The organism is Rhodoferax sp. P1_F3 (assembly GCF_056405715.1).
Genome location: NZ_JBFUBO010000005.1, coordinates 1 through 19,124 on the forward strand (window position 1 = coordinate 1; position 19,124 = coordinate 19,124).

Consider the following 19,124-nt stretch of genomic DNA (forward strand, 5'->3'; position numbering starts at 1 on the left):
GGGTTGTGCCGCCCACGGAAATACTGGCCAGGCCGGCAGGCGCGGAGACGGTGAACTCACCGGGGATGGCGCCATCGGTCTCGGCGACCGTCTTGTTGCCCGCAAAACCTGCGCCGTTCTCATCGGGGACGGAGACGCTGGGGGAGCCATCGGTGTGGCCATTGATGGAGATGGTCAGGGTGGCGGTGGAGGTGGAGCCATCGCCATCGGTGAGGGTGTAGGTATAGGAATCGGTCAGGGCAGGGCTGGCATCGTTGAGCGCATTGACCGTGGCATTGCTGTTGTCCAGCGTATAGATGTAAGAGCCGTTGGCGTTCAAGACCAGAGAGCCATAGGAGAGGGTCACGGTAGCGGGGGTGACCGGGGTGGCGTTGGTGTCAGCGCCCACGGTATCGGCGCCAGTGCCGGTGAGCACCGAGCCTGTGACGGTGTTGGTCGCGGCGTCCTCGGTGATGGAGGCGGAGTCATTGACAGCGACGGGCTTGCTGTCGGTGATGACGATATCGAGGTTGTTGGCTGTGCTGGTGGCGCCCAGGGAATCGGTGACCGTGATGGGAAAAGCTGCGGTGACGGAGGCATTGGAGCTATGCACCACGGGATCAAAGGTATAGGAGACCTTGCCGGTGGCAGGAGCGTAGCCATTGAGCACCAGGGTGCCATCGGTGGTGGTGATGGAGACAGGCGTCGTGCCCAGAGCGGCGAGCTGAGCTGCGCTCAGGGTTGTGCCGCCCACGGAAATACTGGCCAGGCCGGCAGGCGCGGAGACGGTGAACTCACCGGGGATGGCGCCATCGGTCTCGGCGACCGTCTTGTTGCCCGCAAAACCTGCGCCGTTCTCATCGGGGACGGAGACGCTGGGGGAGCCAAGTCACTGGCATCGCCACCGGACAGCCCCGCGGCAGTCGGATCCAGTTCGGCAGACAGATCACCAGTGCCGCTGGCCAAAACCTTGGCAATCGCCTCTGCGCCGCTATTCAGGTTTTTGAGTGCCGCTTCTGTGGGATCAATCTTGACGGTGCCCAGCAGGTTGGCATCAATCAAGAGTTCACGGCCGGATTCGACGGTGATCAACTGGTCATGGGGCATGGCCAGTTCGAGACGGGTGCCATCTTCCGTCGCAATGACTTGGCCTTCTTCCACTTCGTCGCCCAGGTGGAGCACCTTGCGGCTGCCATCTGCGTTCACGATCCAGGCGTTGCCTTGCAGGACAACGACAACACCACGTGCTTGGGCGGAAACTTGATTGGCGGCCATAAAAACTCCGAAATTCAGCTAATTCGATCAGCTGACTCTAGAGGATGGGGACGCGCCCGGCTATTGTCCTTGGGTACAGGTTGCGTGGGTTTTTACTGAATTCCGTGGACTTTCAGCGCTAGTTGCAGGCGGTCGGAGACACCCAGCTTGTCAAAAGCAGCACTCAGGTGCGCTTTTACTGTGCGTTCAGAGATCTCGCAGGCGGTTGCTATGTCCAGATTGGAAGCCCCTTTGGCGGCCATGACGGCGACCTCCGTCTCTCGGGGAGTCAAGTGGTCGCGCCAATCCAGTGCCGGCTTGGCAACCAAAGGTGCCGCCAGATTGGCACCGCGAATCAGCTTCTGCATCAATGCGGGCCCAATCCAGACATGCCCGGCTTGGACCACCAGCTGGATTTGGCGCAGCGTACCTGCATCCGTAAATGCATGGCAATAACCCACACACCCCGCGTCCAAGGCCGCCATGGCTTCATGATCCTTGGGGTTGGAACTGGATGCGATGATCTGGTGCTGCCCACTCTCCAACATGATTTTCCATGCAGGGTCATCCCATGCGGGCAGACCAGGCAGAGCCAAATCCAGCCAGATTTGCGTACTTTGGGGTAGAGCCGATCCAGCCAATTCCTGATAACTGCTGGGAGTCAGTGCCTTGGGGTGCCCCAATGCTTTTTGCCAGTGCAGACGCAAGCCCGCGTCGCGCGTCGCATAGACCCAAGCCTTGGCCCCGCTCATCGTTCGGTCATCGCCTTCGCGCGGGCTCGCAAGATGGGTTTCAACAAATACGATAGCACCGATTTTTTGCCCGTAAGGATGTCCACCTCCGCCACCATGCCGGGAATGATGGGGAACTTTTGGGGGCCAATGCTGTTGGACAGCGTGCGCACACGCACCACAAAGTAGGCATTGCCCTTATCGTCCACGACGCTGTCGGCGCTGATCTGCTCCAGTGTGGCCTCCAGCCCGCCGTACACCGCAAAGTCATAGGCCGTGAATTTGACCAGCGCTTTTTGACCGGGCCGAAGGAAGGCGATGTCGCGCGGCAATACCTTGGCTTCCAGCAGCAGCGCATCGTCCGACGGTACCAGTTCAATCACGTCCTTGCCGGGTTGCACAACACCGCCCACCGTGTTGACCTTGAGCTGTTTGACGGTGCCATTCACCGGAGAGCGAATTTCGGTTTGTTTCACCCGATCTTCCAGGGCTGCACTGCCTTCAGACAGTGCATTGAGCTTGGCATTCACTTCGCTCATTTCGGAGCGCGCAATGTTGCGGAAGGTCAGTTCGACTTCCTGAATCTTGCGGTTAGCCTCGGCCACGGCTGACTCCAGGCGCGGAATGTCGGAGCTTGCGCTGTCACGCTCACCGCGATAGCGCGCCACGTCACGCTCCAAGCGCAGCAGCTCTACGTCTGACACGGCACCGGTTTTCACCAATGGGCGTGTCATCTCCAGCTCCCGCGCCGTCAGGTTGTAGCTCTGCGACGCCTGCTCGCGCCGCGCACGCACAGAAATCAGCTCTTGCGACCGTTGGGTCGACTGCTGTCGGGCTACGCCAATCGTGGCATCCAGTTCGGCCCGGCGCGACTCGTACAAGGTACGCTCCTGCTCCACGATTTCTGGCGCCTGCTTGGTTACTTCGTCAGGAGGCACAAAGCGCGATCCCTCGGCCAGCGCGCGCAAACGGGCGGCCTTGGCCAGCAGCGACAGGTACTGCGACTGGTTTTCCCGCAACGAGGACACCATGCGCGTGGGGTCCACCTTGAGCAGCAGGTCCCCCGCTTTCACGGTTTGCCCTTCGCGCGCCAAGATCTCGGATACGATGCCGCCGTCCAGGCTCTGCAGAATCTGGATCTGCCGCGACGGAATCACCTTACCTTCGCCGCGTGTAACCTCGTCCAGCACGGCAAATGCTGACCACACCAGCAACACCACCGCCGCGATCAGGCTGAGCCAGATGAGGATGCGCGCGCCCTTGGGGGTTTGTTCGGCAATGGCCCAGTCGGCATTGGCGTCGAAGTCGCTGTCCTGGTCGTTGTGTTGGCCGCTGATGGCGAGCAGGCCGCGGTCTATCCAGCGCGAGCACCAGCTATAAAAACGCCCCCAGGCTGCCATGAGCTTGGGGAATTTCGGTGTGGCGGGAGCAGTTGCCATTACACAGCCCTCCCAATGCGGCCGCTTTGCAAGGCTTCCACCACCTGGGCCTTGGGGCCATCGGCCATGATCTGGCCGTTGTCAATCACGATCAGGCGGTCCACCAGCTCCAGTAGTGAAGTGCGATGCGTCACCAGCACTACGGTCTTACCGATGGTGAAGCGACGCAGGCGCGCCTTGAGCAGGTCTTCACTCTGATGGTCCATGGCGCTGCTGGGTTCGTCCAGTAGCAGGATGGGGGAGTCATTGAGCACGGCGCGTGCAATGCCGACTGCCTGGCGTTGCCCGCCCGACAGTGATTCACCGCGTTCGCCAATGGGCATGTCAAATCCGCGTGGGTGGCGGTTGGCGAACTCGGTGACTCCGGCAATTTCCGCCGCGGCGATCACGTCCTGGTCGTCGGCAAAGGGGGCGCCCAAGGCAATATTTTCTTTCAGCGTACCGTAGAACAGGCTGACGTCTTGCGACACAAAACCCGCGGCCCGACGCAGCTCGGCTGGGTCGATCTGACGCAGGTCAATGCCGTCGATCAGGATGGCACCATCCGTGGGCTGGTGCAAGCCGAGGATCAGGCGCTGGATGGTGGACTTGCCCGACCCTACGCGGCCAATGAAGGCCACCTTCTCACCCGCATGGATCTTGAACGACACGCGGCTCAGCACGGCCTGCTGCTGTCCAGGGTAGGAGAAACTGACGTTCTTGAATTCGATGGTGCCCTGGAAGCCGGTGCGGTGCAAAAACGCGGCGTCATCGGCGCGTTCGGGCTGTGTTTGCATGTGGTTGGCAATCGACGCCAACCCGCTTTTTGCATTGTGGTACTGCATCAGCAGTCCGGCCACCTGGCCAAACGGCGCCATGGCACGCCCGGCCAGCATGGAGGCCGCAATGATGGCTCCCATGCTGATCTGGTTGGCCATCAGCAGGTACACGCCTACGATCACGGTGGTGACTGACACCAGCTGCTGCATCATTTGCGCGAAGTTCAGCGTGGCATTGGACAGCAACTTGAGCTTGGTGCTGTTTTGCGCCAGGAACACCGTGGACTGCTCCCATTTGCGCTGAAAAGCACTTTCGGCCACCATGAATTTGATGGTCTCAATGCCCACCAGGCTTTCCACCAGTGTGGCGTTGCGCTGCGAAGACGCGCGCTGGGTGACGTCCACCAGCTCCTGCATCTTTTGTTGCACCACCAGCGAAGCCACCAGCAACATGCCGATGCACACCAGCGGCGGCAGCACCAGCCAGGGAGAAATCCAGATGATGACCACAAAGAACACCAGCACAAACGGCAAGTCCACCAGGGTGGTGATGGAGGCAGAGGCCACAAAGTCGCGTACCGACTCGAATGCCCGCAGGTTGGCGGCAAACGACCCCACCGATGCCGGGCGATCCGCCATTCGCAGGCCCAGCACCCGTTCCATGATGCGTGACGACAGGGTCACGTCAATGCGCTTGCCGGCGGTGTCCAGGATGTAGGCGCGCAGCACGCGCAGCGCCGCGTCAAAGCACATCATCACCAGCACACCAAGGGCCAGCACCCACAGGGTTTCTTCGGCCCGGTTCGGCACCACGCGGTCGTACACCGTCATGGAGAACATGGGCATGGCCAACGCGAAAAGGTTGATCAGCAGGGCCGCCAGCAGGCTGTCGCGGTACAGACGCCAATTCTGGAACACCACGCTCCAGAACCAGTGGCGTGCTTTGACATCGCCGGTCTGTGGCGTGCGTGGGTCGAACTTGAACACCGGCCGCACAAAAAAGACCACACCCGCAAACAGTGCTTCCAGCTCTTCCTTGGGCAGCACATCGCCCGATTCACCGCTTTCTGGAAAGCGCACACGGGCTTGTCCGTCATCCATCCACTCCAGCAGCAGGCAGGCCTGCTTGTCCTTGAGCATCAGGATCACCGGCAGCAGCCCGGGTCGCAGGTCTGTGAGGGATCGGCGTGCCAGCCGCGCGGTCAGTCCGGCGCGGGCCGCAGCACGCGGCAGCAAGGCGGGCGTGACCAGATTGCTTTCCAACGGCAGTCCCGCGGACAGTGCTTCCTGGCCGGTAGAGATGCCAAAGATGCGCGCAATCGCCACCACGCTGTCCAGCAGCGGGTCGAAATGGACGCTGTGCTCGCCCAAGCGCCAGGTGCTGGGCTTGGGTTGTGGGGTGGGAGTCGGAGGGGGTGTGGGCACCATGGGTTACAGCAGACGGTCGTCTCCACCCAGCAAGTTGAGCGCACCTTGCATGCGGTTGCGCAGGCCTTTGCGCAGCGTCAGTTTGCGTTGTGCCGCAGCCGGCAGATCGGTGTGGCGAATCACGTTCTTCATGATCAGGGTGTCAATCAAGTCTTCCAGCACGCGCACAAACTCGGCATCGGCTGCGTCGAACCCCGGCTCCGCGGAGCGGGCGCCCATGAAGCCTACGATGTCCGGGTGGGTGTCGTCCAGAAACTCACCCCCCGCGCGCTCTTGCCGAGACAGCGAAGCGATGGACCCATCGGCATTGCGAAGTACGTGGAACATGGCAGTGGATTGTGATGTGGTCCCTGGCAAACTGTATGCAATTCGCTTGTTGTGCCGGATGTTAGCACCAGCTTTGCTAGGTGCCGCACCCACGGTCACCCTACGGGGGGGACGCGGTGATGATGCCGCCGCCCAGACACACCTCGCCGTCGTACAGCACGGCGGATTGGCCGGGGGTCACAGCCCACTGCGCTTGGGGGAAGCGCAGATGGAAGGTGGTGCTGGAATCTGCGTGCACATGGCACGGTGCGTCCGCCTGCCGGTAGCGGGTCTTGGCGGCCATATCTGCGTCGGTTGGCGCCTTGCCCGCCACCCAGCTGGCATCCTGCGCCTGCAACACCAGCGACTGTAACCACGGATGGTCGTGCCCCTGCACCACCCACAGCGTATTGGTTTCCATGTCCTTGCGCGCCACAAACCACGGTGCATGGTCGCCACCGCCGCGCTGGGCGCTCTTGGCCTTGAGCCCCCCAATGCCCAGGCCCTGGCGCTGGCCCAGCGTGTAAAACGACAGGCCCACGTGCTCGGCAATGGTGTGGCCCTTGGCGTTCTTGATAGGGCCCGGTTCCTTGGAGATGTAGCGGTTCAGGAATTCGCGGAACGGACGCTCGCCAATGAAGCAGATACCGGTGGAGTCTTTCTTCTTGGCATTCGGCAGGCCGATCTCGTCGGCAATGCGGCGCACCTCGGTCTTGTGCAGCTCGCCCACCGGGAACAGGGTTTTGGACAACTGCGCCTGGTTCAGGCGGTGCAGAAAGTAGCTCTGGTCTTTGGCCGGGTCCAGGCCTTTGAGCAGTTCGTGCCGGCCGGTGGCCTCGTTCAGGCGGACTCGGGCGTAATGGCCGGTCGCGATCTTCTCGGCGCCCAGGCGCATGGCGTGGTCCAGAAAGGCCTTGAACTTGATCTCGGCGTTGCACAGGATGTCGGGGTTGGGCGTGCGCCCAGCCTGGTACTCGCGCAGGAATTCGGCAAACACGCGGTCGCGATAGTCGGCCGCAAAGTTGACGTGTTCGATCTCGATGCCCAACACATCCGCCACGGCGGCGGCGTCGACAAAGTCGATGTTGGAGGAGCAGTACTCGCTGTCGTCGTCATCTTCCCAGTTCTTCATGAAGATGCCGATGACCTCGTGGCCCTGTTGTTTCAAGAGGTGGGCCGTAACGGCGGAATCCACCCCTCCGCTCAGACCGACCACGATGCGTTGCTTGCTCATACACCCATTTTACCGGGGCGCCTTCAGGCAAGGTTTATGCATCAATAATGCCCTTAGCCCCCGTCAATATTGCGCGAGCAGCTCCTGTTTTTATAGCGGTGTGGCTGGGTTCCAAAGACTGGCATCGGCGTAGACCAGTTCCAGCGAGTAGCGCTGACCACGCAGATAGTCCTCCATGCACTGCAATACCAGCGGGCTGCGGTGGCGGTGCTGGCTGGCGCGCAGTTCGTCTGCGGTTAACCAAACCGTGCGCTCAATGCCGGTGTCCAGCGTGCGCGCTGCGTCGAAGGCGCCCAGGCTGCCTGCGTAGGCAAAGCGCAGGTAGGTCACGTCTTCCAGGCCGTCTGCACGCTGGCGCTGAAAGCGTGACAGGTACAAGCCGACCAGGTGGGTTGGCGTAAAGGCATAGGCCGTTTCCTCTAATACCTCTCGGGAACAACCCTGAGCGGGCGACTCGGCCGGGTCCAGGTGGCCGGCCGGGTTGTTCAGGCGCAGGCCTTCGGGGGTGTGTTCTTCCACCAGCAGGAAGCGGCCCTGCTGCTCAATGACAGCGGCCACGGTGACACTGGGTTTCCATCGTTGGGTCATGCGGGATTATGGGCATGCAGGGTTGGGCTGTTTTGAGCGCACCCGTCTCGCAGGCGGCGCCAGACGGGCATTCGCGCAGGGAAATTCAGTTAAAGTTGCCGCCCAGAACCCTTTCGCGAACCTTACCGTCGCGAACCACGCCCCACGGCCAAGCCCCCATCCACGTTGAGGAGTTGCTTTATGCAGACCAGTGTTCCCACTGAAACAGGACAGCGTATCGGTGTTCCCAGAGAAATCTTTCCTGGAGAAAAACGCGTCGCCACGGTTCCGGAGGTGGTTGAGAAGCTGATCAAGCTGGGCTTCCGGGTCAGCGTCGAATCGGGAGCAGGGGCCTCGGCTAACTGCGACGACGACAGCTACCGTGCCGCGGGCGCTGAAGTGGTTGCTACGGCCGCTGAACTTTGGGCTCAATCCGACATCGTCTTCAAAGTGCGTGGCCCATCCAGCGACGAAGTGGGCCTGCTGCGCGAAGGTGGCACCCTGGTCAGCTTTATCTGGCCCGCCCAAAACCCCGATCTGCTGCAACAGCTGGCGGCCCGCAAGGCCACCGTGCTGGCCATTGACGCGCTGCCACGGACCCTGAGCCGTGCCCAGAAGATGGATGCCCTGACCTCCATGGCCGGCGTCAGCGGTTACCGCGCGGTCATTGAAGCGGCCAACGCCTTTGGCCGCTTCTTCAACGGCCAGATCACTGCGGCGGGCAAGGTGCCTCCGGCCAAGGTGTTCATCGCCGGTGCCGGCGTGGCCGGTCTGGCCGCCATCGGCACGGCAGCCAGCCTGGGTGCCATCGTGCGCGCCAACGACACGCGTGCCGAAGTGGCCGACCAGGTCACCTCGCTGGGCGGCGAGTTCGTCAAGGTGGACTACGAGGAAGAAGGCGGCGGCGGCGGCGGTTACGCCAAGGTGATGAGCGAGGGCTTTCAGCAGGCGCAGCGCGACATGTACGCCAAGCAAGCCAAAGAAGTCGACATCATCATCACCACCGCGCTGATTCCGGGTAAGCCCGCACCCAAACTCATCACCGCCGAGATGGTGCGGTCCATGAAGCCGGGCAGCGTGATTGTGGACATGGCGGCCGAACAGGGCGGCAACTGCGAGTTGACCGAGCCAGGTCAGGCCGTGGTGAAGCACGGCGTGACCATCGTCGGCTACACCGATCTGGCCTCGCGCCTGTCCAAGCAATCGTCCACCTTGTACTCCACCAACCTGTTCCGCCTGAGCGAGGAGCTGTGCAAGGCCAAGGACGGCGTGGCCAACATCAACATGGACGACGACGCCATCCGTGGCCTGACCGTCATCAAAGATGGTAGCGTGACCTGGCCCGCCCCGGCGCCCAAGCTGCCAGCGGCCCCTGTCGCCGCGGCCAAGGCCGCGCCTGTGGCGGCGAAGAAGCCTGCGCACGGCCACGGTGGCGCCAGCGAGCCCATGTCTGCCAAGAGCCTGGCCATCCTGATGGCGGTGGCAGCCTTGCTGTTCTGGCTCATCGGCAGCTACGCGCCGGCCGCCTTCCTGGGGCACTTCACGGTGTTTGTGCTGGCCTGCTTTGTGGGCTACATGGTGGTGTGGAACGTCAAGCCCGCGCTGCACACCCCGCTCATGAGCGTGACCAATGCCATCAGCAGCATCATCGCCATTGGCGCGCTGGTACAGATTTCGCCAATTGCCGGTGCTGTGGGGCGGCCTGACAGTCTGATCACCTGGCTGGCGGCGGCGGGCATTGTGCTGACCGCTATCAATATGTTTGGCGGCTTTGCCGTCACCCAGCGCATGCTGGCCATGTTCCGCAAGTAAGGAGACCTGAAGATGTCTGCAAGTTTGGCTACGGTCTCCTACATTGGCGCGACCATTCTGTTTATCCTGAGCCTGGGCGGCCTGTCCAACCAGTCCACCGCGCTGCGCGGCAACCTGTATGGCATGGTGGGCATGGCGCTGGCCGTGTTGGCCACCATTTTTGGCCCCACCGTCACCGCTGCGGGGCTTCCCTGGATTGCTGGTGCCATGGTGCTGGGCGGTGGCGTGGGCCTGTACGCCGCGCGCACTGTGCAGATGACCCAGATGCCCGAGCTGGTGGCCCTGATGCACAGCATGGTGGGTCTGGCCGCCATGCTGGTCGGTTTTGCCACCTATGTGGATCCGGCCGCGACTGTGGGCTTTGAAGGGGCGGCCAAGACCATCCACGAGCTGGAAATCTACATCGGCATCTTCATTGGTGCCGTGACTTTTGCTGGCTCCGTGATCGCGTTTGGCAAGCTCTCCGGCCGCATTGGTGGCAGCCCGGTGCTGCTGCCAGGCCGCCACTGGATGAACCTGGCGGGCCTGCTGATCGTGCTGTACTTTGGCCGCGAATTTCTGCGCGCCGAAACGCTGGACGCCGGCATGACACCGCTGATCGTGATGACAGTGGCGGCCCTGCTGTTTGGCGTGCACATGGTGATGGCCATTGGCGGCGCCGACATGCCCGTGGTGGTGTCCATGCTCAACAGCTACTCCGGTTGGGCTGCGGCGGCCACCGGCTTCATGCTCTCCAACGACTTGTTGATCGTGACCGGTGCCTTGGTTGGCTCCAGTGGCGCGATCCTGTCCTACATCATGTGCAATGCCATGAACCGCAGCTTCATCAGCGTGATTGCGGGCGGTTTTGGCAGTGCCCCTGCCGCCCCCAAAGCGGAAGGTGGTGCCGCACAACCCGCTGGCGAAGTGGTGGCCGTCAATGCGGCCGAGACCGCCGAGCTCTTGCGTGAAGCCAAAAGCGTGATCATCGTGCCGGGCTACGGCATGGCGGTGGCGCAGGCGCAGCACACGGTGTTCGAGATCACGCGGACGTTGCGCGAGAAGGGTGTCAATGTGCGCTTTGGCATTCACCCCGTGGCGGGACGCATGCCTGGCCACATGAATGTCCTACTGGCCGAAGCCAAGGTGCCGTACGACATCGTGTTCGAGATGGAGGAGGTCAACGACGACTTCCCCGCCACCGATGTGGTGATGGTGATTGGTGCCAATGACATCGTGAACCCCTCGGCGCAGGACGACCCGACCAGCCCGATCGCCGGCATGCCGGTGCTCGAAGTCTGGAAGGCCAAGACCTCCATCGTGATGAAGCGCTCCATGGCCTCGGGCTATGCGGGTGTGGACAACCCCCTGTTCTACAAGGACAACAACCGCATGCTGTTTGGCGATGCCAAGAAAATGCTCGACGAGGTGCTGGGCGCGTTAAAAACCTGAGTGGTCCGGACGAAAACCTAGGGAAAGCACACGCCCGTGCTTGGCCCTAGGCGACGAAAATACCCAGCCAGATCTAAAAAGGCTGGATCTAAAAAATAGGATGGAGACAAGGACATGACAGATCGCATTTGGCTGAGCAGCTACCCCAAGGGGGTGCCAGCGGACATCAACACCGCGCTGTACCCCTCGCTGGTGGGTTTGATGGAGGAGAGCTTCCAGAAATACGCCAACCGCGTGGCATACAACTTCATGGGCAAGGAAATCACCTACGCCCAGACCGACAGCCTGAGTCAGGCCTTTGCGGCCTACCTGCAAAGCCTGGGCCTGGCCAAGGGTGACCGCGTCGCCATCATGATGCCCAATGTGCCGCAGTACCCCGTGGCCGTGGCCGGCATTCTGCGCGCCGGTTTTGTGGTCGTGAACGTCAACCCGCTGTACACCCCGCGTGAACTGGAGCACCAGCTCAAGGACTCCGGCGCCAAGGCCATCGTCATCATCGAAAACTTTGCCACGACGCTGGAGAAATGCATTGCCGCCACGCCCGTCAAACATGTGGTGCTGTGCGCCATGGGCGACCAGTTGGGCCTGCTCAAGGGTGCGCTGGTGAACTATGTGGTGCGCAACGTTAAAAAGATGGTGCCCGCGTTCAACCTGATCGGTGCGGTGCGCTTCAACGACGCGGTGGCCCGCGGTACCAAGGCCCCGTTCAAGAAGCCCGACACCAAGGCCGACGATGTGGCGGTGCTGCAGTACACCGGTGGCACCACCGGCGTCTCCAAGGGCGCCGTGCTTTTGCACCGCAATGTGATTGCCAACGTGCTGCAGTCCGAAGCCTGGAATGACCCGGTCATGAAGAAGGTGCCGGCCGGTGAGCAACCCACGGGTGTTTGCGCCTTGCCGCTGTACCACATCTTCGCGTTCACGGTCGGCATGATGCTGTCCATGCGCACGGGCGGCAAGCTGATCTTGATCCCTAACCCGCGCGATATTCCCGGTGTGCTCAAGGAGCTGACCAAGCACACCATCCACAGCTTCCCCGCCGTGAACACGCTGTTCAACGGCCTGGCCAACCACCCCGACTTCAATACTGTGGATTGGAGCCACCTGAAGGTGTCTGTGGGCGGAGGCACGGCGGTGCAGAGCGGTGTGGCGAAGATCTGGTTCGAGAAAACCGGATGCTCCATTTGCGAAGGCTATGGCCTGAGCGAGACTTCGCCCTCCGCCACGTGCAATCCTGTTACGTCCACCGAGTACACCGGCACCATTGGCGTGCCCTTGCCGAGCACCTATCTGAAGCTACTGGACGATGATGGCAACGAAGTGCCCATGGGGCAGAGCGGCGAGATCGCCATCAAGGGCCCACAGGTGATGGCCGGCTACTGGCAGCGCCCCGACGAAACCGCCAAAGTCATGACCGCCGACGGTTTCTTCAAGTCAGGCGACATTGGCGTGGTGGATGAAAAGGGCTTCTTCAAGATCGTGGACCGCAAGAAGGACATGATTTTGGTGAGCGGCTTCAACGTGTTCCCCACCGAACTCGAAGACGTGGTCGCACAACTGCCCGGCGTCATGGAATGCGCTTGCGTGGGCGTGGCCGATGCCAAGACCGGTGAAGCCGTGAAGCTGGTGATCGTGAAGAAAGACCCCAACCTCAGCGAAGAAGACGTGCGCAACTTCTGCAAGGAAAACCTGACCGGCTACAAGCAGCCCAAGGTGGTGGAGTTCCGTACCGAGCTGCCCAAGACGCCCGTGGGCAAGATCCTGCGCCGCGAGTTGCGTGACAAATAACGCAGCTGTGCGGTAAATAAAGAGCGGCCTTCGGGTCGCTTTTTTATGCCTGCTACGCTTCAGGTTTCCGTCCAACCACTACGCTTTTTCATGACTGCTGCTGCCCCCGCCCCCATTGCCATCCTGAGCGCCCTGGCCGAAGAACAGGCCGGGCTCATTGAGGTACTGGAATCTCCCCGGCGCGTGGAGCACGCCGGCCGCACGTTTTGGTGTGGCAGCCTGTGGGGTCAACCTGTGGTGCTGGCACTGTCGCGCATTGGCAAGGTGGCGGCTGCGACCACCGCCACGGCGCTGATCGCGCATTTCGGCGTGGAACGGGTGGTGTTCACGGGGGTGGCTGGTGGCGTGGGTGTCGGCGTGCAGGTGGGGGATGTGGTGGTGGGTACATCCTATGTGCAGCACGACATGGATGCCTCGCCGCTGTTTCCGCGTTATGAGGTTCCGCTGTACGGGCAGTCGGTGTTTGCGGGTGATGTGGCGCTGTGCGCGGCCTTGCAAAGCGCCACCGAACTGGCCTTGACCGGCACACGTCACCAGGGCCGCGCGCCCAACGTGCACTGCGGCCTCATTGCCAGTGGCGATCGCTTTGTGAATGGCGCAGCCGAAGCGGCGGCGTTGGTGGGTGCCTTGACGGTGGCGGGCCATACGCCACTGGCCGTGGAGATGGAAGGTGCTGCCGTGGCCCAGGTTTGTGCCGACTACGGCGTGCCGTTTGCCGCGGTGCGCACCATCTCGGACCGGGCCGATGACAGCGCGCACCTGGATTTCAGCCAGTTCGTGAACGAAGTCGCCAGCGTCTACGCCCGCAACATCATCCATGCGTTGCTCAGTTCACTATCAAAATAGGAGCTGCTTGCGCAATAAGTACGCGGGCTGGAGTGCTGTTTCTTATCGAAGCCAGCCGCGTTTGTAGAAGTACCACATGGGCACCAACGCAGTGGCCACCATGAGCGCCACGGTATATGGATAACTCCAGGTCCCCAGAAACTCCAGCTCCGGGAACTTCAGGTTCATGCCGTAGACGCTGGCCACCAAGGTGGGCGGCAGCAGCGCCACGCTGGCCACCGAGAAGATCTTGATGATCTTGTTCTGGTTGATGTTGATGAAACCGACCGTGGCGTCCATCAAGAAGTTGATCTTGTCGAACAGGAACGCAGTGTGCGAGTCCAGCGAGTCGATATCGCGCAGAATCTGCCGTGCCTCTTCGAACTGCTCGGCGTTCAGCATCTTGCTGCGCATCATGAAACTCACCGCGCGGCGGGTGTCCATCACATTGCGGCGGATGCGGCCACTCAAGTCCTCGTGGCGGGCAATAGCGCCCAGTGCTTCACCGGCAATGGCGTCTGTGACGTTACCAGACAAGACTTTCTTGCTGACCTTGTCCAGCTCGTCGTAAATGCCTTCCAGCGTGTCGGCCGAGTATTCCGCATCGGCGTCGAACAGCTTGAGCAGCACTTCTTTGGCGTCTTCAATCAGGCCCGGTGCGCGGCGTGCACGCATGCGCAGAAGCCGGAACACGGGCACATCTTCGTCGTGGATAGAGAAGAGGACGCCCTTGCTTTTCAAGTCGTCGTTCACCAGATTCAAGATAAAAGCCGCACGTACTGCGCGTGGCTCGTCCTCATCGGCGACCAAGAAATCGCTGCGGATATGAATTTCACCGTTGTCTTCAGCGTAGAAGCGGGCGGACTCTTCAATGTCCTCGTCCATCGCATCTTCCGGGATGGACAGGCCGTAGTACTGTTTGACCCAGCGCTTTTCTTCAATAGTGGGGGATTCCAGGTCGACCCAGATGGGCTGGAACTTGGAAAGTTCTTCCAGCGATTCGATCTCTTCCTGAAAGAGCCGACCGTTGGCGAGCGTAAAGATATTGAGCATGGCTCACTCCCGAGGTGGTGGTGTCTGCAAAAGGGCTAAGGTGCTTTCAACCCCGATGCAGTGGTGGGAGTTGAAAGCTACCGACTGGGGTAGGTTTCCAAGGAGCGCTCTCCAAATGTTGCGATGCCGAAATTATCGCACCGTAGTGGCAGTGATAGAGTGCTCGGCTGGCTTTGCAGCCGCCTACTTTGCTTTCACCCCATGCCCTTTGCCTTGACTCCCCGCCGTGAACTCTGGCTTCTGATCACCCTGGCCGGGATCCAGTTCACCAACATTCTGGACTTCATGATCATGATGCCGCTGGGGCCCGCTCTGACCCAGCTGTTTGGCATCAGTGATGCGAAATTTGGACTGCTGGTTTCGGCCTACACCTTGGCCGGTGGTGTCTCCGGCTTGGCCGCCTCCACTTACATCGACCGGTTTGGCCGCAAGCGCCTGATGCTGGTGCTGTATGGCCTGTTTGCTCTGTCTACACTGGCTTGCGGCCTGGCTTCCACCTATGGTGAGTTGATGGCTGCGCGCATCAGCGCCGGTATTTTTGGCGGCGTGTTGTCTGCCCTGAGCCAAACCATCATTGGCGACGTGATCCCTTTTGAACGGCGTGGTCGTGCGATGGGCATTGTGATGACCTCATTCTCTGTGTCCACCGTGGCCGGGGTGCCGCTGGGCCTGTTCCTGGCGGCGCACTTGGGCTGGCATGTGCCATTTTTCGGCATTGCGGCCATGTGCGTCTTGCTCATGGTGTTTGCGCAGCTATCCATGCCGGTGCTCAATGCCCACTTGGCCTTGCATGCGCCCGCTTCGTCGTGGACCCGTATCCGTGAGGCTCTGCAGGACAGCAACCACCAGCGTGCCTTCATGTTCTCAGCCCTCTTGATGTTTGCTGGTTTCACGGTGATCCCCTACATCACCATTTACATGCAGACCAATGTGGGGCTGCATGCCGACCAGATCCCGTATATCTACCTTTGCGGTGGTGTGGCCACCTTGGTCTCGGCGCGCTGGGTGGGTCGCCTGGCCGACAGCTGGGGAAAGTTCAAGACTTTCCGGGTGCTGGCCGTGGCTGTGGTCGTGCCCATGCTGGCGACCACCTTGCTCGGACCTGTGGGCTTGTTGTGGGCGCTGCCCGTATCCACGCTGTTTTTTGTCTGCATGAGCGGGCGCATGATCCCGGGCATGGCCATGCTCACCTCAGCCGCCAATCCGGCGCTGCGCGGTACCTTCATGACGTTGAACTCGGCCGTGCAGTCGGCCGCCATGGGCCTGGCCGCGCTGGTGGGTGGTGCGATCATCAGCCGCGATGCCGCAGGGTTGGTGCAGCACTACTGGATGGCCGCGGTGGTAGGTGGGGCGGCCAGTGTTTTTGCCATTGTGTTGGGCAGCCGCCTGAACCTGCAGCCCGCGATGTCGCCCACCCACAAATGACCTTTCGATGTTGCATCGCATTACAAAAATGCGTTGCATTCGGTCGGATTCGGGCGCATAGTCTTTCTCAAGACGACCGCATTTAGATTCCGCTTTTCGTGTGCCGACCATCCCAATGGAAGGCTTTGTCAACCCTGAGAGCAACTGGAGGCTATTTATGAATTTGACGATCAGCGGTCACCACCTTGAAGTTACCCCGGCCCTGCGTAGTTATGTCACGACCAAGCTTGATCGCATCATGCGGCACTTTGATCAAGTGGTAGATGTCAAGGTTCTACTCACCGTTGAGAAGCAAAAGGAAAAAGAGCGACGGCAACGCGCCGAATGCAACATCCACGTCAAGGGCAGCGACATGTTCGCCGAAAGTGCCCACGAGGATTTGTATGCCGCGGTTGACGAACTCGTCGACAAGCTGGATCGCCAGGTGGTCCGCCACAAGGACCGCTTGCAAAACCACCACCACGAGGCTCCCAAGCGTCTGATGTAGCCCCAAAGTGCTAGGGACTGCCACCCAAAAAACCGCCCTTTCATAGGCGGTTTTTTTGTGTGCATAATTCGCCTCACACCATGAACCGACTCGCGTCCATCCTTTCCGCTTCGCAAGTACTTGCGCAAGTCGACGTCACCAGCAAGAAACGGGCTTTCGAAGAAGCAGGCCTGCTTTTCGAGAACCTGCATGGCCTGAGCCGTGCGCTGGTCACCGACAGTCTGTTCTCCCGGGAGCGGTTGGGTTCTACCGGTTTGGGTCATGGTGTGGCCATCCCCCACGGACGTATCAAGGGGCTCAAGGCCCCCATGGCCGCAGTGTTCCAGCTCGCCAGCCCGATCGGGTTTGACGCTCCAGATGATATTCCGGTCAGTTTGCTGATTTTCCTGCTGGTGCCCGAAGCGGCCACCCAGAAGCACCTCGAAATCCTGTCTGAAATTGCTGAATTGCTCAGCGATGCCGTTTTGCGCGAGCAAATCACCAGTTGCGCTGACAGCGGCCTGCTGTATGACCTGATTTCCGGCTGGCAGTCGGCCAGCGCGGCCTGATTTTTCTTCCGAGGCCACGCCCTTGAAACCCACCGCGGTCAGTGCCGATGCTCTATTTGAGGAGTTTCGGGCGCACTTGCGCTGGGAATGGGTCGCTGGCCTGGGGGCTTCCGAGCGCCGGTTTGACGAAGTGGCCATCAGCGCGGCCCGCTCCGGTGCCGATCTGGTCGGCTACCTGAATTACATCCACCCTTATCGCGTACAGATTCTGGGCGAGCGAGAGATTCGCTACATCACCAACGCCACCCCCGAAGACTGTGCCCGCCGGATTGCACGCATCGTGACGCTGGAGCCGCCCGTGCTGGTGCTGGCCGACGGTCAGGCCGCGCCGCAGGCGCTGTTGTCCATGTGCGAACGCGCGCAGATTCCCATGTTTGCGACCAAGGAGTCGTCGGCGTTCGTGATTGATGTGCTGCGCGCCTACCTGTCCAAGCACTTTGCCGAACGCATGTCCATGCACGGCGTGTTCATGGATATTCTGGGTCTGGGCGTGCTGATCACGGGCGAGTCTGGCCTGGGCAAGAGCGAGTTGGGCCTGGAGCTGATTTCGCGTGGCAACGGCTTGGTGGCCGACGACGCGGTAGACCTGTACCGCATTAACCAGACCACGATCGAGGGGCGTTGCCCCGAACTGCTGCAAAACCTGTTGGAAGTGCGCGGCATTGGCCTGCTCGATATCCGCGGCATTTTTGGCGAAACCGCTGTGCGCCGCAAGATGCGGCTCAAGCTCATCGTGCACCTGGTGCGCCGCGAGACACTGGAGCGCGAATATGAGCGCATCCCCTATGAGCCACTGACTCAGGACGTGCTGGGCATTCCGGTGCGCAAGGTGGTGATTCAGGTGGTGGCGGGCCGCAACATCGCCGTGCTGGTGGAGGCGGCTGTGCGCAACACCATCCTGCAGCTGCGCGGCATTGACACTTATCAGGAGTTTGTGGAACGCCACCGCAAGGCCATGCTCCAAGGCTAGGCTGCGCTGCAAAGCCTCAGGATTTGCGGTTGGGGCACTGGTCTTTGGTGCAGGTGGCGTACAGGCTCAGCGCATGGTCGGCGATGGTGAAGCCCTTGGCCTTGGCGACAGCGTGCTGGCGCTTTTCAATCTCAGCGTCGTAAAACTCTTCCACTTTGCCACAGTCCAGGCACACCAAATGGTCGTGGTGCTGGCCTTCGTTGAGTTCGTACACCGCCTTGCCGCTCTCGAAGTGGCTGCGGCTCAGAATGCTGGCCTGTTCAAACTGGGTGAGCACGCGGTAGACGGTGGCCAGGCCCACGTCCGAGCGCTCTTGCAGCAGCACGCGGAACACATCTTCGGCCGTCATGTGGCGTTGCGTGCCACGCTGGAAGACTTCCAGAATTTTCAGGCGCGGTACGGTCGCTTTCAGTCCCGTATTTTTCAGTTCATCGATGTTGCTCATGGGCATCTTTCCAGCGCTGGGGCCAGTCCGGCTGGCAAGGGCCAACCGCTACAATCGCACGATCATATCGCCCCTTACTTTCCATGCTCCATAACCTGTGCCGCGGTGTTGCTTCTTCTTGGGTCGCCCTGATCCTGCTGGCCTTGACCGGGTGTGGCTCCTTCAATGGTGCGGGCAGCAAGGCTGTGCAGGCGATCTCGCCGTACAAGATTGATATCGTGCAAGGTAACGTGGTCACGCGTGAACAGGTGGCCGTACTGCGTCCCGGTATGCCGCGCGCCATGGTGCAGGATGTGTTGGGTACCTCGTTGCTGACCAGCGTGTTCCATGCTGAGCGCTGGGACTATGTGTTCACCCTCAAGCGCCAGGGGGCAGAGCCCCAGGCGCGCCGTGTCACGGTATTCTTCAAGGGCGATGCCATGGACCGCGTGGAGGCCGACGAGCTGCCCAGTGAATCCGAGTTTGTGGCCACGCTGAAGTCCAACCCCATCAAGGGCCCGCTGCCCCCGCTGACAGCGTCGGAAGAAAACCTCCGCAAATTCCCCGCGCCTGCCAAGACCGACGCTCCGGGGGCCGCAGCAGGTGGCGCACCTACCGTTTACCCCCCACTGGAGCCCGCTGCCGGGCCCTGATTTTTTTTCACC

At 61.2% G+C, this 19,124-nt stretch carries 19 protein-coding genes; 9 read left to right on the forward strand and 10 right to left on the reverse strand.

Annotation, left to right across the window (positions count from 1 at the left end; genetic code table 11):
* From AC1DZ5_RS09345 to AC1DZ5_RS09380, 8 genes are all read right to left on the reverse strand, one after another.
* Nucleotides 1-733: VCBS domain-containing protein (locus AC1DZ5_RS09345; protein ID WP_477888355.1), on the reverse strand; the 733-nt coding region annotated here is incomplete at its 3' end.
* Nucleotides 715-1,254: a retention module-containing protein gene (locus AC1DZ5_RS09350; protein WP_477888357.1), complete on the reverse strand. Its 540-nt coding sequence runs from the start codon at nt 1,252-1,254 to the stop codon at nt 715-717. The genes AC1DZ5_RS09345 and AC1DZ5_RS09350, both read right to left, overlap by 19 nt.
* Nucleotides 1,255-1,346: 92 nt before the next feature.
* Nucleotides 1,347-1,985: a response regulator transcription factor gene (locus AC1DZ5_RS09355; RefSeq protein WP_477888359.1), complete on the reverse strand. Its 639-nt coding sequence runs from the start codon at nt 1,983-1,985 to the stop codon at nt 1,347-1,349.
* Complete coding sequence (locus AC1DZ5_RS09360; protein ID WP_477888361.1) at nt 1,982-3,403, reverse strand: HlyD family type I secretion periplasmic adaptor subunit; 1,422 nt, start codon at nt 3,401-3,403, stop codon at nt 1,982-1,984. Before AC1DZ5_RS09360 ends, AC1DZ5_RS09355 begins: the two co-directional genes overlap by 4 nt.
* Nucleotides 3,403-5,589: a type I secretion system permease/ATPase gene (locus AC1DZ5_RS09365; protein WP_477888363.1), complete on the reverse strand. Its 2,187-nt coding sequence runs from the start codon at nt 5,587-5,589 to the stop codon at nt 3,403-3,405. The genes AC1DZ5_RS09360 and AC1DZ5_RS09365 overlap by 1 nt, the downstream gene beginning before the upstream one ends.
* A 3-nt stretch (nt 5,590-5,592) precedes the next feature.
* On the reverse strand, nt 5,593-5,916 hold the full coding sequence (locus tag AC1DZ5_RS09370; RefSeq protein WP_477888365.1) for a hypothetical protein: 324 nt from the start codon (nt 5,914-5,916) through the stop codon (nt 5,593-5,595).
* A 100-nt stretch (nt 5,917-6,016) separates the two neighbouring features.
* Nucleotides 6,017-7,129, reverse strand: coding sequence for a tRNA 2-thiouridine(34) synthase MnmA (gene mnmA, locus AC1DZ5_RS09375; protein ID WP_477888367.1), 1,113 nt, complete (start codon nt 7,127-7,129; stop codon nt 6,017-6,019).
* Between the two features lie 90 nt (nt 7,130-7,219).
* Nucleotides 7,220-7,717 (reverse strand): NUDIX hydrolase, encoded by a 498-nt coding sequence (locus AC1DZ5_RS09380; protein ID WP_477888369.1) that lies wholly within the window; start codon nt 7,715-7,717, stop codon nt 7,220-7,222.
* Nucleotides 7,718-7,897: 180 nt separating this feature from the next.
* Between AC1DZ5_RS09380 and AC1DZ5_RS09385 the strand changes: the two genes are divergently transcribed.
* The 4 genes from AC1DZ5_RS09385 (at nt 7,898) to AC1DZ5_RS09400 (ending at nt 13,573) form a co-directional block, all read left to right on the forward strand.
* Nucleotides 7,898-9,508 (forward strand): Re/Si-specific NAD(P)(+) transhydrogenase subunit alpha, encoded by a 1,611-nt coding sequence (locus tag AC1DZ5_RS09385; protein ID WP_477888371.1) that lies wholly within the window; start codon nt 7,898-7,900, stop codon nt 9,506-9,508.
* A gap of 12 nt (nt 9,509-9,520) precedes the next feature.
* A complete protein-coding gene (gene pntB, locus AC1DZ5_RS09390; RefSeq protein WP_477888373.1) occupies nt 9,521-10,939 on the forward strand; it encodes a Re/Si-specific NAD(P)(+) transhydrogenase subunit beta in 1,419 nt (472 codons plus the stop codon).
* 114 nt (nt 10,940-11,053) lie between these two features.
* A complete protein-coding gene (locus AC1DZ5_RS09395) occupies nt 11,054-12,727 on the forward strand; it encodes a long-chain-fatty-acid--CoA ligase (protein ID WP_477888375.1) in 1,674 nt (557 codons plus the stop codon).
* A 90-nt stretch (nt 12,728-12,817) separates the two neighbouring features.
* Nucleotides 12,818-13,573 carry a 5'-methylthioadenosine/adenosylhomocysteine nucleosidase gene (locus AC1DZ5_RS09400; protein ID WP_477888377.1) on the forward strand — a complete coding sequence of 252 codons (756 nt, stop codon included), beginning with the start codon at nt 12,818-12,820 and terminating at the stop codon, nt 13,571-13,573.
* A 42-nt stretch (nt 13,574-13,615) separates the two neighbouring features.
* Here the strand turns inward: AC1DZ5_RS09400 and AC1DZ5_RS09405 are convergent, their stop codons facing one another.
* Nucleotides 13,616-14,605 (reverse strand): magnesium and cobalt transport protein CorA, encoded by a 990-nt coding sequence (locus tag AC1DZ5_RS09405; RefSeq protein WP_310341170.1) that lies wholly within the window; start codon nt 14,603-14,605, stop codon nt 13,616-13,618.
* A gap of 201 nt (nt 14,606-14,806) precedes the next feature.
* Between AC1DZ5_RS09405 and AC1DZ5_RS09410 the strand changes: the two genes are divergently transcribed.
* The 4 genes from AC1DZ5_RS09410 to hprK all read left to right on the forward strand — a co-directional run bounded on the left by AC1DZ5_RS09410 (nt 14,807) and on the right by hprK (nt 18,035).
* Nucleotides 14,807-16,030, forward strand: coding sequence for an MFS transporter (locus AC1DZ5_RS09410; protein WP_477888380.1), 1,224 nt, complete (start codon nt 14,807-14,809; stop codon nt 16,028-16,030).
* Nucleotides 16,031-16,187: 157 nt separating this feature from the next.
* Nucleotides 16,188-16,517: a ribosome hibernation-promoting factor, HPF/YfiA family gene (hpf, locus tag AC1DZ5_RS09415; RefSeq protein ID WP_296472434.1), complete on the forward strand. Its 330-nt coding sequence runs from the start codon at nt 16,188-16,190 to the stop codon at nt 16,515-16,517.
* An 80-nt stretch (nt 16,518-16,597) separates the two neighbouring features.
* Complete coding sequence (locus tag AC1DZ5_RS09420) at nt 16,598-17,065, forward strand: PTS sugar transporter subunit IIA (protein ID WP_477888383.1); 468 nt, start codon at nt 16,598-16,600, stop codon at nt 17,063-17,065.
* 22 nt (nt 17,066-17,087) lie between these two features.
* Nucleotides 17,088-18,035: an HPr(Ser) kinase/phosphatase gene (hprK, locus tag AC1DZ5_RS09425; protein ID WP_310341162.1), complete on the forward strand. Its 948-nt coding sequence runs from the start codon at nt 17,088-17,090 to the stop codon at nt 18,033-18,035.
* A gap of 16 nt (nt 18,036-18,051) precedes the next feature.
* Here hprK and fur read toward each other — a convergent pair whose 3' ends face one another.
* On the reverse strand, nt 18,052-18,480 hold the full coding sequence (fur, locus tag AC1DZ5_RS09430) for a ferric iron uptake transcriptional regulator (RefSeq protein ID WP_310341159.1): 429 nt from the start codon (nt 18,478-18,480) through the stop codon (nt 18,052-18,054).
* A gap of 83 nt (nt 18,481-18,563) precedes the next feature.
* Between fur and AC1DZ5_RS09435 the strand changes: the two genes are divergently transcribed.
* A complete protein-coding gene (locus AC1DZ5_RS09435) occupies nt 18,564-19,112 on the forward strand; it encodes an outer membrane protein assembly factor BamE (protein ID WP_477888386.1) in 549 nt (182 codons plus the stop codon).
* Nucleotides 19,113-19,124 lie beyond the last annotated feature (12 nt).